Source organism: Halanaerobium saccharolyticum (genome assembly GCF_003259895.1).
In the GTDB taxonomy this organism is placed as follows: Bacteria; Bacillota; Halanaerobiia; order Halanaerobiales; family Halanaerobiaceae; genus Halanaerobium; species Halanaerobium saccharolyticum_A.
Genome location: NZ_QLME01000020.1, coordinates 36,680 through 58,764, shown reverse-complemented (window position 1 = coordinate 58,764; position 22,085 = coordinate 36,680). Strand labels below are relative to the sequence as shown.

The window sequence follows — 22,085 nt, the reverse complement described above, 5'->3', positions numbered from 1 at the left end:
AACCTATAATTTCAAGTTAAAAGGCTTATTTTTATGATTCGTAGACAATATTTTTTTGAATTAAACTAAATTAAGCGTATTATGAAATTCGCTTATGTAAATAAACAGTACTAAAACCCTTGCTTCTTATCCGATCCCAGTAATACTGCTTTTCATATTTAACAATTTCAATTTTGTTTTTAAATTCTTTTTTTAAAACTTTTTCAACTTTGCCCTTAGGATTAAAAAAAGCAAAAGCATTTAAACTGCTAATTAAAACTAATAAAATAGTTATAATTACAATTTTATTAGTTTCTCCCATTTTATTAACTTCCTAACATCAATTTGATTTAATTAATTTCTATATTTCTTTGGTATATTTAGCGAGAAATTTATGCAGGTATTAATTATAGCAAAAAAAGTAAATCCAGTAAAGGAAAAATTCAAAAAAATAAATTCAGAAAATTTATCACGAAACAGAAAATCCCCTTTCTGATAGTGATATGATACTTCCAAAGTAGACAGTCTAATTAATTAAAATAGACTATCTACTTGGAGGTATTTTTTTATGGGAAGAAAACCTAAATATAGTAAAGAAGTTAAAGTTCAAGCATGTAAAGATTATCATAACGGTCAGGGAAGTTTTAAAAGTATTGCGGGATCTATAGGGGCTGATAAGTCGGCCGTGCGTCGTTGGTATCTAAGATATAAGAAACATGGACATAATGCCTTTGAAACCTCAGAGCAGAATCAGTCATATACTAAAGAATTTAAATTATCAATAATAGAAGAATATACTTCAGGTAAATATTCAATGCCCAATCTAGCAGCTAAATATAATATTACTTTTTCAGTTGTTAGAAATTGGATTAATAAATGGTATAATGGTATAGAGATTAAAGATTATGATCCTAAAGGAGATGTCTATACCTTGAAATCAAGAAAAACTACTTATGAAGAACGATTAGAAATAGTAAAATGGGTTATCCAAAATAATATGAACTACAAAGGAGCAGCTAATAAGTATTCAATTACCTATGCTCTTATATATAAATGGACGAAAGCTTACATGGCTGAAGGACCAGAAGCTCTTAAGTATAAAAAACGTGGACCCAAATCAAAGTCTGAGGTTGATGAAAGTAATTTAACTGAAATAGAAAAGTTAAAGCTTGAATTAGAAAAAGAAAAAGCATTAAGAAAAAGAAGAGAATTTGAACTTGAAGTTCTTAAAAAAAAAGAAGAGTTCGAGGAAAAATATCACTCTCAAAAGTAAGACAGGAAGCCGAATATAAAACAATAGACTTTTTTAGAAATAAAAGATACACAGTAACTATGCTGTGTGAAGTTTTAAGTGTTGCCCGAAGTGCATATTACAAACATAAAAATAGGATTAAACCCTAAAAAGAAAAACAGGACGAATTAATATGTTCACTAATTAGAGAATATCACTCAACATTTGATGGCATTTTAGGATATAGAAGAATGGCAATGTACATAAATAAATTAAACCATTTTTCATTTTCGGAAGGATATATTCATAGGCTTATGAAGCTCTTAAAAATTAAAGCTAGAATAAGAAGGAAAAAAGTTAATCGAAAAAGAGTAAAGCCAGATTATGTAAAAGAAAATATTTTATCAAGAGATTTTACTGCTAATTCTCCTAATGAAAAGTGGCTTACAGATGTAACTGAGTTCTCAATTCCTGGGGATAACAGAAAGCTTTATTTAAGTCCTATTATGGATCTTTATGATAATAGTATTATTACATATGAACTTTCTTTTAGAAATAATAACCGGCTTGTATTTAAAATGTTTGATAAAGCAATTGAAATTTATCCTGATGCAAAACCAATATTTCACAGTGATAGAGGTTTTCAGTATACTGGAAATGTCTTTAAAAACAAGATTGAAGAATCCGAAATGACTCAGAGTATGTCACGGGTGGGAAAATGTATTGACAATGGTCCTATGGAAGGCTTTTTTGGTATACTAAAGTCTGAAATGTTTCATGGAAAGAAGTTTAAATCTCTTGAAAATCTAGCAGAAAAAATAGTTGATTATATTGAATTTTATAATGAAAGAAGATTTCAAAAAAAATTAGGATGTATGGCTCCGATAGAATATCGCAACCATACATCCAGATGTGCATAATATTTTAATTAAATTACCTGTCTACTTGACAAGGGTCAGTTCATAGAACAGATTTTTATAATTTAATCTATTTACCATAAGGGGATAACTCAGCTAAAATATTTTTTTATAAGTTAAATTAATTAATTCTTACCCATAAATGAACCGCGAATTTCAAATCCTAAGTAATATATATTGTTAATTTTTTCTATTTCATCTTCTAATATATTTGCTTCATCATACTCTTTTTCTTTATTTAGAGATCTATTATAACCAAAAAACATTGTCCTATCTTCTTTAAATTCATAATTAAAAAATAAATCAGTCATTGTTGATCTACTTTCATTATTACCACTAAGATATCTTGAGTCATATTCTTCCCACGGTTGATAAGCAAATTTTGAATGAAGAGATAATTTATCAGTAAATTTTGCATCAAAAATCATTATGTAAGCCATTGTACTATTATCATAGTCACCATCATAATCGCCATCAATATTATTTTGATCATAATTATCAGTAATTCTGCCAATTACAGGACTCAATCTAAATTCCCCCTTTTTTAATTCACCTGGATCTAAAGGCCTAATGTAATCTAACTGCCAATCGGACATCAGCATATTATCTAAACCATAAAAGTTTGACAATTGTGCCGAAACTCCACTACTGAAAACAAACACAAAAACTAAAATTAATCCCACCACAAAACTTTTTCTACTCATAAATACTTCCCCCTTAATTTTTTGCAGGAATTTTATCGAAAATCCTGTATAATATATTTAGAATAACATTTTTTGAAAATGATTTATATTACCCAAAAGTATAATATTGAGGAGGATCTATTTTGCAAAATAATAGCAATTATAAAATCGACTGGGAAAATATTTTTGAGTTTATTTATGAAACAGGAAAAATCACTAATTTAAATAACTATTCCTATTATTTTTTGCAAAAATTAAATGAATTGATACCTTTTTATGCAGCTAATTTTTTCCTTTTTGATGAAAATGAAGAGATAGTTAACAGCCCGGTCTGCTTTAATGTAAGTGAGCAGAATCTTACTGCTTACAATAATTACTATTACAAAATTGATTCAATCCGGGAGATAGCTTTTAATAAAATAGAGCCCAGCAGGAGTTCTGATCTTATGGATTATACTAAATGGGTTAATACAGAATATTTCACTGATTTCCTGGGTAAAAACCATCTATATTATTCCTGTGGAATTGACATTCATCATCAAAAACGGCTGCTGGGTACAATAAGCCTATTTCGAGACCAGAACGATAATGATTTTTCGCTTAAAGATTTGCTCTATCTAAAATTAATTAGCCAGCAGTGTTCTAACCAGCTTAATAAATTAATTATCATAAATAATTTAGAAATAAAAATTCAAAAAAATAGAAGCCAAGTTCTAGATAACACAAGCCATAAATTTCAGCTAACCGAAAGGGAAAAAGAAGTGTTAAAGTTATTGATTGAAGGTAAAAATAATCAGGAAATTGCCCAAAATTTATTTATTTCTATTAATACAGTAAAAAAACACCTCAGTCATATTTTTAATAAAACTGAGGTGAACAGCAGAACCGAATTAGTTAGTTTAATTTTTAGACATTAAAAAAAGAGATGCTTTAACTAAATAAGCAGGCATCTCTTAATATTTAATATAAATTCATACTTTAAAATACTCAATTTCTACGAAGAACCTGCTGGCTTAAGGTTACATCTTCTTCACAAATTTCCTGTCTGCACTTCTCTATAGTTATAATATACAGATTTTCTTGCTCTGAGTCATCATCTTTTTCAATAGAAAAAGTTTCAAGTCTAAAAATCAACAGTTTATCTTTTACCTGATCAAATTCAGCCGGTAAATTATTGAAGTCAATTCCCAGTTCAATATCATCTGGAAAATTACCAGCTAAATGCAGAGTATCTGTATTGTAAGTGAAAAAGACTGAATTATTTATTCCGTGAGTAGGAAATCCATTTACCTTTAAATTCCCATTGATAATAATAAGCGAGTTTTCCCACTCGGTCTGTGGTCCAATAGTTAGATCTCCATCTATAAAAATTATAGAATTAACAAAAGTATCTTTATTATTCAATTTTAAATTCCCGGATGTTTTAGCAATAACACTCGTATAGGTGTTCCAGTTACCATTTTTCTTTATATTAGACCAGTTATCAGCTTTATCTCTCAGAATCTGCCAGTCATCCCAGTCAGGATAGATTTCTTCAGACAGATTAAGAAGTATATCATCTAAACTTGATGCTTTTCCTTTTAAGTCTAGATCATCACTAGCTGGCCTAACATTGAATAGTTTATTGAAATTTTCTCTGTTAGATTCAAGCTCAAAATTAATATCCTTTGTAATTTCCTCACCATTAATTTGATAGCTTCCCCTTGAAGTAAAATTAATAACATCGTTATTTTTTATTGCTTTTAAAGAAAATTTAAGCTTTGAGTTATTTAAATCTAAATTATTTTCATCAAAAAAATATTCAGGATTATCAAACACCAAATTGTTATCCTCATTAAATTGTAAATACTCTTTTTGATTTGCACTCAAAGAGGTAAAATTAATATCCTCGGCACTTGCTCTTACAAACTCTACTCCAGAATCAGCGTTATAAAAAGCTTTTACATTAGCTTCCTCCCTGGAAACTGTATTAATATGGCTTCTAACTACAGTAAATAGTGATCCAATTAAAATTGAAGCAACAACTAATAATGTTAAAATCATTACCAGGGTTACCCCATCTTGATTATTGTATTTCATAATATCTCCTTTAAATCATAGTTGATTGATCAGGATTAATTGTAACATATCTTTGTTACAATAATCAAAAATTTATTATCTGTTTCATCTTATCTAAAGGTAATAAAATTTAGTAGTTCTCAAAAGCGTTAATTATTTCTTCAGTTTTCTCCAGAGAATTAATATATTTACGAGAAAAAGTATTATAGTCTAAAGAATATTTAGCTAAATATTGCTGGCACTGCTTTAAATTTAGCTTTTCGAAGGATTCAATCAAACTCAGCAGGTCACCTAACTTACCTTCTCTACTGATTAATGCCTGTTTAAATTCCCCAAAAAGAGAAATTTCTTCTAAAATATCTTTAATATCTCTATCTAAATAACCATCTATAACCGATAATAATCCTAAAACAAAAAGATTACTGGACTTATCATCACAAAAATATTTAGATAATGATTCTGCAAAATTTGCTCGTAATACTGCTGTTTTAAACAAAATATCAGGCTTATTGCTATTTAAACCCTTAAGAAAATAAAGTAAACTCCATTTTCTTAATTTATCAACACCAAGTAATACTATAGCCTGCCTGATTGATTTAACATCATAACCAAAATGCGCTGAATTAATAATTCTCAACAAACTGTAAGACATTGAAAAATCAGACTTAACTATTTCTTCTAAAGTTTTAAATTCAGGCTCCTCTTTATTTAGTTCTTCCATCATTTTGAAAAAACTAAATTCATAAGAGTTACTTTCCCTGGTCTGAATAATTTCAGGTTTAGTGAAGAAATAACCCTGAAAATAATCATATCCCAGATTGACCGCCATAATATAATCTGCATGAGTTTCAATTTTTTCTCCCAGAAACTTAAGGTTAGAATTGTATTTTTGACAGGTTTCAATTATATTTTTTCTTGCAGAACCTCTAATAGCTAAGAAATCTATCTTTATAAAATCCGCTAATTCAACTAAAGAAATTAGATTTTCCGAAAAAATAAAATCATCAAGTACTATTTTAAATCCCATTTCTTTATAAGTTTTAAGAGCATATAATAGATGATCATCAACTTTTATATCTTCGAGAATCTCCAGATAAACATTTCCAGGTGCTAATAGATCCGGTATTCCCTGCTTTAATAATTTATCTGTAAAATTAATAAAAGCAGGTTTGCCTTCAGTTAGTTTTTTAAAACCTATTGATTCCAGTGCACTCGAAATTACCCGGGCAGTTGCTTTATCGCCATCAAAGTTATCTGAAGTAGGATCTCCACCTCTAAATAATAATTCATAGGCAAATACATCTTTATTTTTATCCAATATTGGTTGTCTTGCTACTACTGCAGCCATAAACTCACCCTTGTGATAATATTATTGAATAGAGGCTGAAAAATCAGCCTCTAAAATTTAGTTGTTTAGAATTTCTTCTAACTCCTCAGAGGTTAATTCCTGATATTCCTTTTCCTGGTTATCGTCTTTTAGTGACTCGAGAATTTCTTTTCTGGTTTTATTTCTTTCTTGAAGATATTCTTGAATAATTTTTTGATCATTATTTGTTTTTATGTTATTTTCCTGTGTTTTTTCTTTAGAATTTTTAAATTGAGCTTTTAGATCTATACTCTCATTTTTAATTATATTTCTATTATCTATTTCTTCACCATATTTTATTATTCTTGGTGTAACAAAAATTAATAATTCATTAGTAGATGTGCTTTTTGATCTAGATTTAAAGAGTTCACCCAAAATTGGTATATCACCCAAAATTGGTATTTTAGTGATAGTTCCATCTCCGTCAGTCTGAATCAACCCACCAATAACGAATGTTTCATTATTATTTAGGCGTAAAGTCGTTTCTACACTTCTAGTTTTAGTTGCTGGAGGTGGTGTAGTATCAATATTTGAATATCTATCTGGATTAATTTCATAAAAACTACTTACTTCTGGTGCAATTTTGAGTTCGATTTCATCATTTTCTGTAATCCAGGGGGTAAAAGTTAATTTCACTCCTGCTTCAACATATTCCCAAGTAGTTGTAATTTCTCCATCTTCTTCTTCTTGAATAGCATAGGGTTCCTCTTCAGTTATTGATAAATTAGCCTCTTCTCCATTTAGAGTCATTAAACTAGGTCTGGCTAGAGTTTTAGAGTCAGAAGATGTATCTAGCAATCTAAAAATTTCAGGCCATTTATAAGTTAAACTTTCTATTTTATCAAGATCTGTGTTTCGTTCAATTAGAATATCACCAATACCTACACCCATTGAATCAGAATAATTCATTCCAATTTCTCTTGTTAAATTTGAGGATATTTCCTCTACTCTGGTTTCAATTACAACCTGATACTGAGGCCTATTTATTTCTTTAATCAATCCTGCTACTCCATCAAGCTTATTTTTAGATCCATTAATAATAATTTCTTTACGCTTGGCATTAACATGAAGCTGAATCTCAGGATAAAATTTACCAACTATCTCAGTTATCTGTTCAGTATCCACATAATCAACTCTAATATTTCTTGTTTCCGGCTCTAAACTCTGATCATAGGTCTGGGCCATGGAGATAGCTTCTTTAACTAGAAATTTTTCTCCACTTATTGTAATTGTTTCTGTTAAAGGGTTAATCTTATAAGTCAAGTTTGAATTAACAGTTCTTAATTTGGAGTGCAGATCTTCTAACTCTGAATTTAAAACGCTATAACTTTCACTATAAATTTCAATTTCTTTTTCTTCAAATTCCTGTGTTCTCTCTCTACTTTCAATTTCTTCCAAAGTTCTAGCAGAGTCTAACCGATTTATCATTTCCCTGATTTCTTCAATATTCTCCTCTTCTCCCTTTAATATAAACTGTCTGCGGGTAGGATCTAAAGTAATCTGTGTTTCCGGGAAAAGTTCTCTGACCATAGTACCTATGTTATCAAAGTCACTGGAATCAACTTCTACAAATTCAGTCACAATATTAGCATAAATACTATCCAGTCTCTCAGGTGAGGCTACCACTACAGTATTATCATCCCACTTATAGCTGATTGCCCTGGTTTCAGTAATTAAATCTAAAGCTTTTTCAAAAGTAATATCCTTTAAATTAACTGTTATGTTTCCAGAAATTTCACTGTCAGTAATTAAATTAACATCTGCCACTTCTGCAATTGCCCTCAAAACATCAACAATATCTGTGTTTTTAAAATTTAAATTTTCTATTTTATCCTGGGGTCCGGCAGCAGCTGCTGCTGAGAAAAAAATCATGATCAATAAAAATAATATTAAAACTTTTTTTGTTTTTATCATTAACCTTGCCTCCAATCAATATCATCTAGAATTTAATATAAAACTATAATTTCTCTTCCCTCATTTATAAATGTAGCTTCTCCATTCTGATAAGCTGTTAATTTATAACCATCAAGACTCTCTCCAATTTCAAGCAGGTGTTTTTCCTGCTGATAGCTAATAAGTAAAGCCAATCTCGAATTAGAAGCTGATATAACACCATTTATTGTGATTTCAGGATCAGCATCTACTTCCTCAATTTCTTCACTAATCTCAAGATTATTTTCAGCCATATTTGGTGGAGGAGTTTGTAATTCAACTTCCTCCTCTTTTAGAAAAAATGGGTTATTTAAATTTTGAGTTAGATTTTCATTCACTAAATTTTCCTTAGCAAAATTATTTAAATCATTATCCACATCAAGGTTTAAAGCAAAGGCAGTGCTATTAAGTGTAATAAATAATACTATAAAAAGTAACAATTTTAAGTGCTTCATTTAATCACCCCGCAGCTCTTTCTATAAAATCTCTTAATTCATCTGATTGGTGATAAAATAAATTAAGAGTTACCCCTATTAAATTTTCTCCCTGCTGAATGTTATTAGCAGATAGGTTCTCTACAACTAAACGATAATCCCAGTTATCAAGCATTTTTAAAAAGGATAATAATTCAAAATATTCACCTTCCAGATTAAAAGTAAAGGGATAGCCATTTTCAGCATCTCCTTTTTGATAACTTCTAATCTCAACATCACTTTCTCTTGCAAAAAAATCAATAGCTGCCAGAATCTCTTCTGCTTCCCTGACCACAACTTCCAGCCGCTCTTCTCTTTCCCTCTTTAAATTTGCCAATTCTCTTTCTAAATCTTCAATTTGATTAACTCGCGAGAGAACAGTTGTATATTCGCTCTGAGTATTAGCTATTTGATTTTCTAAATTCTGCTGTTCCGCCTGAATAGGTTGATAGAGCAGATAATAATAAGCAAAAAATACTACTGTTACAAATAAAATAAAAAGCAGTATTTTCTCTCTTCTGGATAAATTACTCATTATAAATCACCCCTCTCTCCCTATTATCAAGTTCTACTACCAGATTAAATTCTAACTGCTCATTATTCTGAAATCTCTCTAAGGAAATAATAGAAAAAACTTCTGAATTAAAAATACGAGAACTAAAATCTAATAAAGATCTAAGATCTTCTGCATTACCAGTAATATTTATCTGACCACTGCTGTAATCTAAGTTATTAAAATTAATATCATTACCAATTATTTCAGAAAATTCTAAGAAAAAAGGCGACACTGTGTATTTTTCGAGTTCTACCCTTTCTGGAAGACTAAAATTGGCTATCTCTTCCTCCAGTTGGTAATAACGATCTTCTTCCGGTCTTAAAGCCTGCAGTCTAGTTTCCCAATTACTTTGACGCTGCTCTAAATTTTTTACTTCTACATAATTAAGATAATAATTAAAAGCAGGTGCTGCAAAAGTAAAAATAATAATTAAAACCACTACAATTTCCAGCCACTGAATTTTTAAACCTTCATCTTTTTCCAGGAGATTAACTCTCATTATGCATCACCTCACTCATAATAGTACCAGCAGCAGTAGCTAAAAAGTGCTTATTTATTTGATTAGAATTTTCTTTTATTTGAAAATCTTTTAGAGGATCAATAACAAATATTTTATTATCTATCTCTTCTTTAAAGTAATCAACTAATCCATTTAAAAGTAATCCTCCACCAGTTAAATAAATATCATCTACTGTATTTTCTGAGTGTCTTTCGTTATGATATTCTAGAGAACGATTCACCTCAAAAATTATCTCGTCTGCAAGATCTTTAACCTTTTTCTGAAGTGTATTGGGAGTATTAATATCTGAAAGCATTAAGTCAAGATTTTCTTCTCCTGCCTGCCCGGGAAAAAATTTAAACTTCTTTTTTTCAATTTCAGCTTCTTCATGATTGATTTCTTCATTTAAAAATAAGTTGCTGAAATTATTACCAGAAGTATCTACTTCTCTGCTTAAAAATAACTTGTTTTTTGCTGCAATTAAAATCTTAGAACTGCTGGCTCCAATATCCAAAATTAATGATGGGCTTTCTAATTTATTTTTTTTAGTTAATAATGATATTAATGCCATATCTTCTAAATTAAAAACTTTAACTTTTAACATATTATTTTCAAAAATCTCTAAATAACCATTTAAAATATCTTTAGAGATACCTGTTACCAGTAGCTCATATTGGCCTTCCATTTCGTTTAAAATAATATAATCTAAAGCAATCTTTTCTGCTTCTAAATCCAGGAAATCCTGAACCTCCCAGATTAATGCTTCTTTTAGTTCCTCTCGCGGCATTACTGGCATTTTGATGTTTCTGACAAATTCCTGTCCGGAAGCAGGAGTAAGCATTAAAACTCCAGGGTCCATATTTTTTTCGTTAAAAATATCTGCTATAATTTTTGTTAAAAGATGAGTATCAACTACTTTACCATCAGATATTGTACCTGCTGGAAGTTCTCTGCGTCCAGAAGCAAGTAATTTAAACTTATCGTTTTTTACTCTGCTGTTTAAATATTTGATGCTGTTATGACCAAAATCAATGCTTGTGTATTTTATTCCTCTGATTAATGATAATGGGCTTACTGCCATATGCTCATCTCCTTTCTATTTTATTTATCGCATTACAGACCAATATACTCTACTAGGTCCGGTTTTATCAATTTCATAGTCCGGATCACCATGAGCTCTAGTTAACTTTGCAATATCTGGATCTATTCCTCCGCGTAATGGGTTGTTTTCACTATAAGTTTCAACAGATGTTATTTTTTCATTTTTTAAATTAATTTCATTAAAAATCATTGAAGAAGCATATCCACCGAAAAAACCATTACTTGTATAAGTGGCAAAAGGAGCAAAATAAGCTAAATTAATATCTGAGTTTGATGGCATTGTAATATAACCATTTTCAAAAGAAACACTATCTGAAGTAGTATAAAAAATAATATTAGCATTATTTCGTAAAGAAACATTTGCTTGTGGGCTAATTTTTCCCTCTACTAAAATATGAATTACTTCATCTGTTTTATTAAAATATTTTATTTCTTCATAACTAGGATCAAAATCACCTTTTATATAAACATAATTACCTTCAGTAAAATTAGAATCAGTATCATCTAAAAACAATTGTGAAGCAGATTGTTCTTTCCAAACAGCTGAATTATAATTATCATCTCTTCTAACTGCTTTATATACTTTATTATCGTAAATCATCATATCATCTAAAGAATATCTCTCATTAGGATCATATTGAGGGTATTTGTTTGTATCAGGCTCTAGGTCTTTATAAGTATATCCTCCTTTATCTTTAAGCTTTTGTTTGAATGCTTCTATTATTTTTTCTTGATAATCATAATCATCAGGACTAGGTAATGCCATTTGACTATAATCAACTTTACTAGCTGAAAAATCCTGTTTTGCTAAATCTGGGTCATTTATTTCCCAATAATTACTATTAAAATTATCTAGATCTGGTTCAGTTAAATTATCATTAATTTTACTGGTATAAATTTCATTATCATAAATAACTTTTTCTCTTGCTTTATAAGACTTATTAGTGTCCCATGCTTTAAAAAAATTATCAATTCGCCAATTGTTCTGCCAATTATTTTCACCTGGTTCTACTGCCTCATTAGATGAGTAATCATTTTTACTAATATAAACTTTATTATTATGAACTACTAACTCTCCCTCAAAATAAGAAGATTTGTTAGACCATTTACTATATGAAACTTCTGCAGTTCCAAATGCGTGATCATCTATATTATTATCATTATAATATCGAGGTCGACGATTCCAAGAAAATTCATATCCAATATAAGAGTCCTCGATATTTACTTTATTTGCAAACCTAGAATATTTAAAGTAATCTATTAAATGTTCTATTAGATATTCAACAGTAATAGTTTCACTTTCACTTCCATTATCAGCTGTTATTTTATAAATATATATATTCGACTCTTCATAATTTGGAGCAGGATTAAATTCAATACTAATATCATAACCTGCAACTCTAAGATTATCATCTTCAAATTGACTTTCTAAATCCTGCAGCTTTTCATAAATTTTTTCAGCTGAGAAAAAACCTATACCAGCAATATTATCTTGATAAAACTCATTCAATTTTAAATCAAGATAATTCACTCCTCCTTCAGCTGCATAAAATGCCTGGCTTCGTGCAGTTGCATCCTGTACCAAATCTATATTGGAAGAGTACATAAGCATCATAGTGGTAGCTAAACTTCCAACCAAAGCTAATAATAAAATAACCATTACTAAAGCTATACCTTCATTATTTTTAATAATTTTTTTCATAATGATCACCTCCAAAAACTCAAGTTACGAGGATACACAGTTTTTAACTCTTCAATAACATTATTATTTCCTAAATCTATCCTTATTTTAAATTCAAATGCATTATTATTAAAATTTATTTCTGTACCATCAACTATAATTTTCCTGACATTATCTCGATGTATTTTTGTGTTATCTTCCAATCTTATCTCATTACCTTCAATAAGCCTTATTTCGGTCCCGCCTGTAATATTTTTTTCTTGATTAGTACCACTACTATCTACATATTCTATTTTAATATCATCAGTGAATTTCAATTTGTCATCTTCAAAACCTATTGTGTTTCCATTTTTAAATTCGATATTACCAGTTCCATCTTTGTCCATTTTATAAAGAATAATTTTCTCACTTACATAATTTTTTAATTTAAATTCTAGTACATTTTCTAGGACTCTTTCTATTTTTAAATTACTATCTTCAGTTTCTTTCTTTTTCAATTCAAATTCATTATTATTTTTTGAGATTTCAAAATCTGCTTTTTCAGTATCACCATTAATCTCATCATACCAAAACTTCCAGGAATCAGTAGTTGTAAAATCAAAATATTTAGACTCTCTAATATTTTGACTAATATCTTCAATCATAATCTGAGTTAAACGATTGTTACTAACCCGTTCTGTACTATCTCTAAAAATATCGAATGACTGAACTAAAATAGTGCCCATCAAAGTCAGAACAATTATCAAAATTGTAAAGGTAATTAGCACTTCAACTAAAGTAAAGCCTCTATTATTTTTCATTTTAATCAGCACCCATCATTGTTTCGATTTCGTATGTCCCTTCTCCCTCTTCTTCCGCCCAAAAAATAGTTAATTTAATATTATATAAATCATCAATAATTTCTGAATCAGAAATTTCTATTTCTGACTTTTCTAAATAATTAAATCTATTATTATCTAAATAATCATCAAAAATATCTGACAGTTGATCTTTAATTACAGATGGCGAAACAGTATCTAAATCACCTTCTATAAAACCTCTTATATCATTTGAATAACTTCCACTGCTTAAATCAACTCCACCTGAATTTATAATATTTTTTAGATTTTTAGAATTAGCTAAATAATCAAATATGCTTGCAGACATTGAAGAAGCCAGATCTATATTTCTTGTAGTTCTTTCACTTCTCAATCCAACAAGAACAGCACCAGCAAATGTTGTAATTAAGAGAATTATTATTGTAAAAGCTAATATAACTTCTACTAATGTAAATCCTTGATTATTTTTTAAAATCTTCATTTAGGCTTCTCCTCTCATTAAAGAATAAGTGATAAATACATAGCAAATAGTTCCTCTGAATAAAACCAGAGTATTAAAGAAGCCACAGCTAAAAATGGTCCAAAAGGTAATTTAGTTTTCATACCAGTTTCCCCAGAAATAACACCAGGTAGATGGGCAACCAAGGCAATTAAAGCTCCTAAAAAAATTGCACTAACAGCAATTATTGGCCCAGTAAAACTGCCAACCATTGCCATCATTTTAATATCTCCTCCACCCATACCACCTTTACTTAGATAAGCTATTAAAAATAATAAACCTCCGGCTGCCATTATCCCCGCTAAAGAATAAATTACAGATATATCAGATCTAAAAAAACTAAATAATAATCCTACTATAAGTCCACCTAATGTCAATTTATCAGGTAATATTTGATGATCAAAATCAATCATAGTTAAAACAATTAATAAAGAAGAAAATATCAAACCTGCAGCCAAGATAATCAAATCAGAAAAACAAAAATAATTAATAATAAATATAATTCCGGTTAATAATTCAATAATAGGATATCGGATTGAAATATCTGTTCCACATGTTTTGCATTTACCTCTTAAAAAAATATAACTTAAAACTGGAATTAGTTCCAGTGGGCTTAACTTTTGTCCACAATCCGAACAATGAGATGGTGGATAAATAATTGATTTACCTTCAGGTAATCTATAAATTACTACATTTAGAAAACTGCCGATTACTAAACCTATCAGAAAAAAAACTATCAGCATAATTTCACGTCCAATCACTCACTATTTTTATCCCAAACCCAAGCTTAAATAACCTTTAAATCTATATAATTTTAATTTCAAACAATTAAATATTAAAGCTTTTTTTATCAAATTTTCTCCCGACTATAAATAATTTAGTTTCCAATTAATATCAATATACTTTCTGTAAAATTCAAATTTTAAATATTTTCATTCTCCTTAAAAAATTTTCCTACTCAATAGATTTTATACTTGTAAATATAAATTTCAATCTTAATTTTCTCTAAAAATTTTATTAATATAACTCAGGAGGCCAAGATTTTATTAAAATATTTATTTTTTTCTTAACCTCCCGACTAAAATCACCTAGTAAACATCTATTCCTGAGTCTGAGTTAATGCACCATCACTAATTGTTATTTCTCCATCCTCGTAATCTTCATCTGTAGTAATTGTATAAGTTGTTAAATCCCCTTCAGCTACAGTAACTGTTTCAGTACCAAAACTTACTTCCTGATCAGCCAGTGCTTCAGCTCCAGCAAAGTCGCCAGTACCTGCCAATCCTGCAACATCATTAGTATTTAATGTTGAAAAATCATAATCCTGAGCCTTTTGAGCTTCTAACTCTGTCATTAGAGTCCGCATATTGGCTTTAACCGCAGCTTCATCAGCGGTATCAGTCAAACCAGCTAAGTTTGGCACTGCTATCGCTGCCAGCACACCTAAAATCACAATAACAATCAACAATTCAATTAAAGTAAAACCTTCATTTCCACTAAAAATATTTCTTATTTTTTTCATATTTTCTTCCTCCTCATATAATTTTAAAAATTTAATAAAAATCTTTCAATGACAATCTTTTTTGTTTTAAGCACCACCTCCTCAAAATTCAACAACTATTTTTCGTATTGTTCAATTATTGCATTACAAAAAATAAAAAACAATTAAGTGAGCTACATAAATTAGTTTTCGCTAAATAATACTCTGATTTAAAAACTGCTGTAAATACTGAACAGCGGTAAGATAACCGAAGCTACAATTCCACCAACAATTACAGCTAAAACAATTATCATAACCGGTTCAATTAAGGAGATACTTCCCTCAATTGCATTTTCAACTTCCATGTCATAATAATTAGAAATCTTATTTAACATATCCTCTATATTACCACTCTCTTCTCCAACTTTGAGCATCTGAACCACCATTGGTGGAAACTCTCCACTCTGCTTAATTGGTTCCGAAAGTGTTGAACCCTCTCTAACTCTCAATCTGGTTTCTAATAGTATATCTGCAAAGACTTCATTTTCTACAACTTCTTCGATTACCGGCAGCGCATTTATGATATTAACTCCACTTTTAATTAAGAGAGCTAATGTGCTGGCAAATCTGGCAATAACAACTTTTCTGATTAAATCACCAATAACAGGTATTTTTAACATAAACTTATCTTTTCTTAATTTACCTTTGGGAGTTTTAAAATAAGAATTCAGTAAAAAACCTGCTCCAGCTGCAGCAATTAAGATTGCCCACCAGTAAGAAGAAATAATATTGCTGACAAAAATTAAGATTTGAGTTGGCAGCGGAATTTCTCCACCAAAGTTTACCAGCATATCTAAAATATTGGGAAGTACAAAGCCCATCAGGATAAAGACAGCTACTATAGCTACAATAACTATAGTTATCGGATAATATAATGCTGACTTAACTTCTTTATTAATTTTATCACGTTTGCGGTAATATTCTACTAATTCTGATAATACTTCATCTAGAACTCCACCAGTTTCTCCTGCTTTGATCAAATGGACAAATAATTTAGGAAAATATTTAGGATGCTCCTGTAAAGCATAAGACAGAGTTTCTCCTGCCTCTACATTGGATAATAGTTTGCCCAGCATCTCCTTTTCATGTTTTATATTTGACTGGTTTTTAATAATACTCAGCGATCTGACCAGAGGGATTCCTGCAGCAATCAAAACAGAAAGCCTCTGCGCAAAATTAGCCAACTCCGCAATCTTATAGCCACCACCAAAGATATTTATCTCTGAAATATCCATAGCCAGCGAAAATTTAGAGTCTTTTTTCTGCTTTTCTTTAGCTTCGATCTCCTGAATGGAAACAGCATGTAAATTTTTATCCCGAAGCTCTTTTGCCACCTCTTTTTTGCTGGCTGCTTCGATACTGCCATTTAAGATCTGACCGGACTGACCGCGAGCTTTATAACTATAAAGTTGTGCCATTTTGCACCTCCCTTATCTCTTTACTTAAATTTAACGTAATTTTTCATTCACATATTTTATATCATTACAGTGGTGTAAGACTGATTCTTGAGATATTTTTCCCCGCTGATATAATTTTAAAAGCGAATTATCCATAGTAACCATATTGTAGCGGCCACCTGTCTGAATAGCAGAATAAATCTGATTTGTTTTACCCTCTCGGATAATATTTCTAATGGCTGAAGTAGCCATCATAATCTCAAAAGCAGCCACCCGACCGCTCTGATCTTTAGTCGGTATTAACTGCTGCGCAATAACCGCACTGAGGACTGAAGCCAGCTGGATTTTAATCTGATCCTGCTGAGTTGCAGGAAAAACATCAATAATCCGGTCAATGGTAGCTGGAGCACTATTAGTGTGCAGTGTTGCCAGAACTAAATGTCCTGTTTCTGCTGCCTCCAGTGCAATCTGAATCGTTTCTAAGTCTCTCATTTCTCCAACCAGAATCACATCCGGATCCTGACGCAAGCAGGCCCGTAAACCTCTCTTGAAATTATCTGTATCACTACCCACTTCACGCTGATGAACCAGACTCTGATTATGCTTATGCAAATACTCAATTGGGTCTTCCAGGGTCATTACATGGGCCTGTCTATTTTGATTTATTTCGTTTATAATTGCTGCCTGAGTAGTCGATTTACCACTTCCAGTAGGACCAGTACTTAAGATCAAGCCCATTCTCTGGCCGGCAAGTTTTTTGAAAACCTCTGGTAAACCCATCTCATCAATTGAAGGTACCTCACTCGGAATAATCCGCAGTGCTATTCCCACACTACCTCTTTGATGATAGGCGTTAACTCTAAATCTAGATGTGCCCGGGATTCTATAGGAAAAATCTAATTCTCCCTTTTCCTTAAACTCTTTATATTGTTTTTCATTCATCATTTCTTTAGCTAATTTTTCAGTATCTTCGACACTTAATTCTCCATCATATTTTTCATAAGGTCTTAATTTCCCGTTTTTTCGAATATATGGTGGCGAAAAAACAGTTAAATGGAGATCAGAAATCTGATCATCCTGAGATACTATTTTTAATAATTCTTCAAATTCCAATCAGATCACTCCTCAATCTAGCTTTAATATATTATTCTCTCAAGTTCTGAAACATCAGTTTCTCCAGCTTTAATTTTTACAATTCCATCTTCTTTTAAAGTGATCATTCCCTTATTCTTAGCATATTCACTAATTTTTTCTCTGGAAAGATTATTACTGATCATTTCCTTAACCTGACTATCAACTTCAAAGATTTCCTGAATTGCAAGTCGACCATCATAACCGGTATTATTACATTTTTCACAGCCAACCGCAAAATATGCTACTTCAAAATCTGGATTATCCAAAAATTTTAATTCTGTTGTTTCTAATTTTCTCTTTTCCTTACAGTAAGGACAAAGCCTGCGTACAAGCCTCTGAGCAACAACTCCATTTAAAGAAGCTGCAACCAGATATGGCGCTAAACCTATATCAGTTAATCGGGTGATAGAACTTACAGCATCATTTGTATGGAGAGTACTGAAAACAAGATGTCCTGTTAAAGCAGATCGAACAGCAATTTCAGCTGTTTCCTGGTCCCGCATCTCACCAATCATTATGATATCTGGGTCCTGCCTTAAAATCGAGCGTAAGGTTTTAGCAAAGGTTAGGCCTGATTTTTCTTTTGCCTGTACCTGATTAATACCAGCAATTTGATACTCAACCGGATCCTCTATAGTGACCATATTAATCTGGGGACTGTTAAGTTCATTTAGAGCTGCAAAGAGTGTAGTTGATTTACCACTACCTGTAGGTCCTGTTAATAATAAAACTCCGTTTGGTTTTTTTATTAACTCCCCCAATTTTTTTCTATTATAATCAGTTAAACCTAAATTGTCTAAATCAAGAAGATTAGTGTTCTGGGCTAAAAGCCGAATAACTATCTTTTCTCCTTTAATTGTCGGCAGGGTAGAAACTCGCATATCAAGCTTTTCACCCTTAAAAATCATTTTGATTCTTCCATCCTGAGGAACTCGTTGCTCCGTAATATCCAGATTAGCTATAATTTTAATTCTGGAAACTAAAGCCCGATGTGAAGATTTAGGAGCTGTCATTTCCTTTTTTAAAACTCCATCTATTCTAAAACGAACCCTAATTTTATCATCCTCAGGTTCAATATGAATATCACTGGCTCCCTTTTGATAGGCTTTACTGATGATATAATTGGCAAGTTTAATAATTGGTGCTTCATCGACCATTTCCCGGAGCTCTTCTTCTTCGTAAATCTGTTCATTTTGATTATCCGAAACATCTTTGATTCCCTCAAGATTAAAATCTTCGAAAATATTAGAAATATCGATATCATCATTCCCATAAAGTCTGTCAATTGCCGAACGGATTTGCCTGGGCGCACCATACAGAGGATCAACACTCAGATTACTCAACATTTCTATATCATCTATTGCAATTAAATCAGTTGGATCAGCCATCACTACTTTTAATTTGCCCTGATTATTCTTTTCAATGGGAACGGCTAAATAACGTCTGGCTATATTTTCAGGTATTAGCTCTGCTAGAGAAGGATCAAAGAAATATTTATCAAGATCGGCATGGGGAATGCCCCGCTGAAATTCTAAAACTTCTATCAAATCTTCTTCCTTCACATAACCCAGATCAACTAAAATTTCCCCAAGTTTTTTATCTGAATTTTTCGATCTATCTAGAGCTTCCTGAAGCTGTTCTCTGCTTATATATTCATGATCTACTAATAGTTCTCCTAATTTTTTTCTGTTTTTTGCTGTCATTTCCTCACCTCCACTATCATTACCGAAATTTGTCATTATTTAGTATTAATATAATATGATTCGCTAAAAGAATAATGATTCCTGCTTTATTCTAATTATACTATTTGCTTAATCTAAGCTTATAATGCAAAAAATTGCCATTATGATTAAAACACTGGCAATTTTCCACCTGAGGCAAACATAACAATCATAGGTCTCCCCCTTAGATTTATGTCTTTGCGTCACAGCCTTTCAACTGCTTTGCGATTGTAGTTTAATAGGTTATTTATTTAATTTTACTCTTCAATTTAGTTTTCTTCTTCCTCATGCCTGGCTTCTATATCCTGCACAGCTGCTTCTGCTATCTGATACCACTTTTTCTTTTTCGGCATCTCCTGTGTCCAGAGTTTAAAAGACGCCTCAGCCTGATAAATCAAAGTTGGCAGCCCATTACCAGTCTGGGCCCCTCTTTTTTCTGCTTCTTTTAAAATTTTTGTTTTAAGCGGGTTATAAACTAAATCTATTACCAGCTGGTCTTCATGCAGGTAATCAGGATTGATTACTATATTTTCAATATTATTACTATACATTCCTACCGGAGTTGTATCAACCACCAGATCTGCTGCTTTTAAGGGTTCTGCATATTCCTGCTCATCCAGACTGCAGAAATCAAAGTTTTGCTTAGAATTTTCTTCTCTAAAAAGTTTGGCCAGTTCTTCCGCATTTTCTACTGTCCGATTAATAATAGTAACATCTGCCAGATCAAGCTGAACCATAGCTGCAATGACTGCTCTGGCAGCTCCACCAGCACCAATGACCACAGCTCTTTTGTCCTTAACTTTAATACCTGATTCCTCAACCTGACGCTGAAATCCAATAACATCAGTATTATAACCAGTTAGTCTTCCTTTTCTATTTAAAACAGTATTAACAGCACCTGAAGCGCGAGCCAGTGATGAAAATCCATTTAAATATGGTATAATACTTTCTTTATGAGGGATAGTTACATTCCAGCCGTCAAAGCCTAAATTTTTTAGAGAATTAATATATTCTTCCAGATCCTGATCCTTAGTCTCCAGCATCAAATAAATTGCATTAATCCCTAAATCTCTAAAACCGTTATTATGTAGAGATGGAGAAATAGAATGACTCAGGCTTTTTCCCAGCAAACCATATAATTTTGTTTCGCTATTAGGTATAAAAATACTCATCTTCTACCTCCTAAAATCTTAAATTAAAAAATATTAAAAAAATCAAAACACGCCAGTATGATACCGCCAGCGTGTCGGTTATGTATTATTTCAGACCACAAAGAAATATTTCACTGGAAGTTAAAAAATTGTCTGCAGTCTTTCTCCCAGAGATTCAAAGTCTGTAATAATAATTTTTCTCTTTTTAATTGTAATCATTCCATCATCGATAAACTTATTGATCAGCTTAGTAACTGTAACTCTGGAGGATCCAATTAAATTAGCAATCTCCTGGTGAGTTAAGACCAGATCAATAACTGTCCCCTCCTCAATTTCACGACCAAAATCCTCTGCCAGACGCGATAGCAAACTGGCCAATCTTCCAGCAGCATCCTGAAACACTAATTCTCTAACCTGACTGGTTAAAAGTCTTGTCTTTTTAGATAGTGCTTCAATAATTTTAATCGCCAGTGAAGGACGTTCAATAATCATTTTTTCCATTTCATTCCAGGGAATGATTAACAAACGAGCATCATCCATTACCTCAGCAGTCAAGGGATGAGGATCTTCATCAAATAGAGAAAGTTCACCAAAAATATCCCCTTCCTGCAGAATTGTCAGCACTTTTTCCTTGCCCTCTGCAGAAAGCATAGAAAGTTTGACCTTACCGTTTACCAAAAAATATAATTTTTTTACACTATCATTTTCAAAAAAGATAACCTCATCTTTTTCATATAATTTAGCGTAGGAGTTTTGACATAAAAGTTCTAATTCTTCTGGATCCAGATTCTGAAATACAATTAAATCTTTTAAACACTGTTTTGTTTCTTCCATAGCTCAACCTGCCTCTCTTTATTGCTATATATATAGTATTCTTCATTGATGGAAAAATTCCTTTTTTCTTAATTACTTTCTTTACACTGACTACAATATCCATAAAATCTTAATTTATGTTCAGTAATTTCAAAATCATATTTTTCTTCCAGCTCTGATTCAAAATAATCGATATCTTGATCACTAAACTCAATCAATTTGCCACATCCCTTACAGATCAAATGATGGTGATGAGCTTCTTCTAAATAGATTTCATATTTGCGAGAATCATCATTAAAATCCAGTACATGCACAATATCTAAATTCTGCATTAATTCGAGAGTTCTATAAATTGTAGCCATACCTATATCCCTATCCTTTTCTCGTGCAGCTGCAAAAAGATCTTCGGCAGTAAAATGCCAGTTTTCTTTTTCAAGAATTGTATCCAGGATAATTTCTCTCTGTTTTGTTAATTTATAATTGTTTTCTGCTAACTTTCTTTTAAACTTTTCTTTTAATTTCTCCATTAAAAACAC

General features: G+C 31.1%; 22 protein-coding genes, 1 pseudogene and 1 riboswitch. Of the genes and pseudogenes, 3 read left to right on the top strand and 20 right to left on the bottom strand.

All coding sequences use genetic code 11. From position 1 onward, the window contains the following. Window positions 1–79 precede the first annotated feature (79 nt). Window positions 80–301, bottom strand: a complete 222-nt coding sequence (locus tag C7958_RS11765; RefSeq protein WP_111572868.1) for a hypothetical protein — start codon at window positions 299–301, stop codon at window positions 80–82. 246 nt (window positions 302–547) lie between these two features. Between C7958_RS11765 and C7958_RS11760 the strand changes: the two genes are divergently transcribed. Together C7958_RS11760 and C7958_RS11755 are read left to right on the top strand one after the other, a co-directional pair. Continuing rightward, a complete protein-coding gene (locus tag C7958_RS11760; protein WP_111572867.1) occupies window positions 548–1,252 on the top strand; it encodes a helix-turn-helix domain-containing protein in 705 nt (234 codons plus the stop codon). 146 nt (window positions 1,253–1,398) lie between these two features. Beyond that, a pseudogene (locus tag C7958_RS11755) lies at window positions 1,399–2,130 on the top strand (IS3 family transposase); the annotation flags it as partial. Between the two features lie 122 nt (window positions 2,131–2,252). On the opposite strand, the gene C7958_RS11750 reads toward C7958_RS11755, so the two are convergent. Continuing rightward, window positions 2,253–2,831: a hypothetical protein gene (locus C7958_RS11750; RefSeq protein WP_111572865.1), complete on the bottom strand. Its 579-nt coding sequence runs from the start codon at window positions 2,829–2,831 to the stop codon at window positions 2,253–2,255. 122 nt (window positions 2,832–2,953) lie between these two features. On the opposite strand from C7958_RS11750, the gene C7958_RS11745 reads away from it, so the two are divergent. Further along, window positions 2,954–3,727 (top strand): response regulator transcription factor, encoded by a 774-nt coding sequence (locus C7958_RS11745; RefSeq protein ID WP_111572864.1) that lies wholly within the window; start codon window positions 2,954–2,956, stop codon window positions 3,725–3,727. A gap of 70 nt (window positions 3,728–3,797) precedes the next feature. Here the strand turns inward: C7958_RS11745 and C7958_RS11740 are convergent, their stop codons facing one another. The 18 genes from C7958_RS11740 to C7958_RS11655 form a co-directional block, all read right to left on the bottom strand. Beyond that, window positions 3,798–4,889, bottom strand: coding sequence for a hypothetical protein (locus C7958_RS11740; RefSeq protein ID WP_111572863.1), 1,092 nt, complete (start codon window positions 4,887–4,889; stop codon window positions 3,798–3,800). A 109-nt stretch (window positions 4,890–4,998) separates the two neighbouring features. Then, window positions 4,999–6,216 (bottom strand): EAL and HDOD domain-containing protein, encoded by a 1,218-nt coding sequence (locus tag C7958_RS11735; RefSeq protein ID WP_111572862.1) that lies wholly within the window; start codon window positions 6,214–6,216, stop codon window positions 4,999–5,001. Window positions 6,217–6,273: 57 nt separating this feature from the next. Then, on the bottom strand, window positions 6,274–8,148 hold the full coding sequence (locus tag C7958_RS11730) for a type II and III secretion system protein (RefSeq protein ID WP_111572861.1): 1,875 nt from the start codon (window positions 8,146–8,148) through the stop codon (window positions 6,274–6,276). Window positions 8,149–8,180: 32 nt separating this feature from the next. Next, window positions 8,181–8,621: a hypothetical protein gene (locus C7958_RS11725; protein WP_111572860.1), complete on the bottom strand. Its 441-nt coding sequence runs from the start codon at window positions 8,619–8,621 to the stop codon at window positions 8,181–8,183. 4 nt (window positions 8,622–8,625) lie between these two features. Next, window positions 8,626–9,174: a type 4a pilus biogenesis protein PilO gene (locus tag C7958_RS11720; RefSeq protein WP_111572859.1), complete on the bottom strand. Its 549-nt coding sequence runs from the start codon at window positions 9,172–9,174 to the stop codon at window positions 8,626–8,628. Further along, window positions 9,167–9,694, bottom strand: coding sequence for a PilN domain-containing protein (locus tag C7958_RS11715; RefSeq protein ID WP_111572858.1), 528 nt, complete (start codon window positions 9,692–9,694; stop codon window positions 9,167–9,169). The genes C7958_RS11720 and C7958_RS11715 overlap by 8 nt, the downstream gene beginning before the upstream one ends. Continuing rightward, window positions 9,684–10,775, bottom strand: coding sequence for a pilus assembly protein PilM (gene pilM, locus C7958_RS11710; protein ID WP_111572857.1), 1,092 nt, complete (start codon window positions 10,773–10,775; stop codon window positions 9,684–9,686). Before pilM ends, C7958_RS11715 begins: the two co-directional genes overlap by 11 nt. A gap of 24 nt (window positions 10,776–10,799) precedes the next feature. Further along, window positions 10,800–12,497, bottom strand: coding sequence for a pilus assembly PilX N-terminal domain-containing protein (locus tag C7958_RS11705; RefSeq protein ID WP_111572856.1), 1,698 nt, complete (start codon window positions 12,495–12,497; stop codon window positions 10,800–10,802). Window positions 12,498–12,502: 5 nt separating this feature from the next. Then, on the bottom strand, window positions 12,503–13,276 hold the full coding sequence (locus C7958_RS11700; protein WP_111572855.1) for a PilW family protein: 774 nt from the start codon (window positions 13,274–13,276) through the stop codon (window positions 12,503–12,505). 1 nt (window position 13,277) lies between these two features. After that, window positions 13,278–13,775 carry a type II secretion system protein gene (locus C7958_RS11695; RefSeq protein WP_111572854.1) on the bottom strand — a complete coding sequence of 166 codons (498 nt, stop codon included), beginning with the start codon at window positions 13,773–13,775 and terminating at the stop codon, window positions 13,278–13,280. Window positions 13,776–13,792: 17 nt separating this feature from the next. Then, the gene (locus C7958_RS11690) at window positions 13,793–14,536 is read right to left on the bottom strand and encodes a prepilin peptidase (protein ID WP_111572853.1); all 744 of its coding nucleotides are present in this window, start codon (window positions 14,534–14,536) and stop codon (window positions 13,793–13,795) included. 356 nt (window positions 14,537–14,892) lie between these two features. Then, complete coding sequence (locus C7958_RS16025; protein WP_111572852.1) at window positions 14,893–15,315, bottom strand: prepilin-type N-terminal cleavage/methylation domain-containing protein; 423 nt, start codon at window positions 15,313–15,315, stop codon at window positions 14,893–14,895. 188 nt (window positions 15,316–15,503) lie between these two features. Further along, the gene (locus tag C7958_RS11680) at window positions 15,504–16,751 is read right to left on the bottom strand and encodes a type II secretion system F family protein (RefSeq protein WP_111572851.1); all 1,248 of its coding nucleotides are present in this window, start codon (window positions 16,749–16,751) and stop codon (window positions 15,504–15,506) included. Window positions 16,752–16,781: 30 nt separating this feature from the next. Continuing rightward, the gene (locus C7958_RS11675) at window positions 16,782–17,843 is read right to left on the bottom strand and encodes a type IV pilus twitching motility protein PilT (RefSeq protein WP_111572850.1); all 1,062 of its coding nucleotides are present in this window, start codon (window positions 17,841–17,843) and stop codon (window positions 16,782–16,784) included. Window positions 17,844–17,866: 23 nt separating this feature from the next. Next, on the bottom strand, window positions 17,867–19,567 hold the full coding sequence (locus tag C7958_RS11670; protein WP_111572849.1) for a GspE/PulE family protein: 1,701 nt from the start codon (window positions 19,565–19,567) through the stop codon (window positions 17,867–17,869). Between the two features lie 170 nt (window positions 19,568–19,737). After that, window positions 19,738–19,822: riboswitch (cyclic di-GMP riboswitch) on the bottom strand. Window positions 19,823–19,854: 32 nt separating this feature from the next. Then, window positions 19,855–20,757, bottom strand: coding sequence for a shikimate dehydrogenase (locus tag C7958_RS11665; RefSeq protein WP_111572848.1), 903 nt, complete (start codon window positions 20,755–20,757; stop codon window positions 19,855–19,857). A gap of 120 nt (window positions 20,758–20,877) precedes the next feature. Beyond that, window positions 20,878–21,570 carry a Crp/Fnr family transcriptional regulator gene (locus C7958_RS11660; protein ID WP_111572847.1) on the bottom strand — a complete coding sequence of 231 codons (693 nt, stop codon included), beginning with the start codon at window positions 21,568–21,570 and terminating at the stop codon, window positions 20,878–20,880. A 68-nt stretch (window positions 21,571–21,638) separates the two neighbouring features. Further along, window positions 21,639–22,076, bottom strand: coding sequence for a Fur family transcriptional regulator (locus tag C7958_RS11655; RefSeq protein WP_111572846.1), 438 nt, complete (start codon window positions 22,074–22,076; stop codon window positions 21,639–21,641). Between the last annotated feature and the right edge of the window lie 9 nt (window positions 22,077–22,085).

Bases quoted from the DNA above. Each gene is read 5' to 3' on its own strand.
- C7958_RS16025 (WP_111572852.1), bottom strand. From the start codon at position 15,315: ATGAAAAAAATAAGAAATATTTTTAGTGGAAATGAAGGTTTTACTTTA.
- C7958_RS11750 (WP_111572865.1), bottom strand. From the start codon at position 2,831: ATGAGTAGAAAAAGTTTTGTGGTGGGATTAATTTTAGTTTTTGTGTTT.
- C7958_RS11655 (WP_111572846.1), bottom strand. From the start codon at position 22,076: ATGGAGAAATTAAAAGAAAAGTTTAAAAGAAAGTTAGCAGAAAACAAT.
- C7958_RS11660 (WP_111572847.1), bottom strand. From the start codon at position 21,570: ATGGAAGAAACAAAACAGTGTTTAAAAGATTTAATTGTATTTCAGAAT.
- C7958_RS11690 (WP_111572853.1), bottom strand. From the start codon at position 14,536: ATGCTGATAGTTTTTTTTCTGATAGGTTTAGTAATCGGCAGTTTTCTA.
- C7958_RS11670 (WP_111572849.1), bottom strand. From the start codon at position 19,567: ATGACAGCAAAAAACAGAAAAAAATTAGGAGAACTATTAGTAGATCAT.
- C7958_RS11720 (WP_111572859.1), bottom strand. From the start codon at position 9,174: ATGAGTAATTTATCCAGAAGAGAGAAAATACTGCTTTTTATTTTATTT.
- C7958_RS11705 (WP_111572856.1), bottom strand. From the start codon at position 12,497: ATGAAAAAAATTATTAAAAATAATGAAGGTATAGCTTTAGTAATGGTT.
- C7958_RS11735 (WP_111572862.1), bottom strand. From the start codon at position 6,216: ATGGCTGCAGTAGTAGCAAGACAACCAATATTGGATAAAAATAAAGAT.
- pilM (WP_111572857.1), bottom strand. From the start codon at position 10,775: ATGGCAGTAAGCCCATTATCATTAATCAGAGGAATAAAATACACAAGC.
- C7958_RS11740 (WP_111572863.1), bottom strand. From the start codon at position 4,889: ATGAAATACAATAATCAAGATGGGGTAACCCTGGTAATGATTTTAACA.
- C7958_RS11695 (WP_111572854.1), bottom strand. From the start codon at position 13,775: ATGAAGATTTTAAAAAATAATCAAGGATTTACATTAGTAGAAGTTATA.
- C7958_RS11700 (WP_111572855.1), bottom strand. From the start codon at position 13,276: ATGAAAAATAATAGAGGCTTTACTTTAGTTGAAGTGCTAATTACCTTT.
- C7958_RS11760 (WP_111572867.1), top strand. From the start codon at position 548: ATGGGAAGAAAACCTAAATATAGTAAAGAAGTTAAAGTTCAAGCATGT.
- C7958_RS11665 (WP_111572848.1), bottom strand. From the start codon at position 20,757: ATGAGTATTTTTATACCTAATAGCGAAACAAAATTATATGGTTTGCTG.
- C7958_RS11730 (WP_111572861.1), bottom strand. From the start codon at position 8,148: ATGATAAAAACAAAAAAAGTTTTAATATTATTTTTATTGATCATGATT.
- C7958_RS11715 (WP_111572858.1), bottom strand. From the start codon at position 9,694: ATGAGAGTTAATCTCCTGGAAAAAGATGAAGGTTTAAAAATTCAGTGG.
- C7958_RS11680 (WP_111572851.1), bottom strand. From the start codon at position 16,751: ATGGCACAACTTTATAGTTATAAAGCTCGCGGTCAGTCCGGTCAGATC.
- C7958_RS11765 (WP_111572868.1), bottom strand. From the start codon at position 301: ATGGGAGAAACTAATAAAATTGTAATTATAACTATTTTATTAGTTTTA.
- C7958_RS11725 (WP_111572860.1), bottom strand. From the start codon at position 8,621: ATGAAGCACTTAAAATTGTTACTTTTTATAGTATTATTTATTACACTT.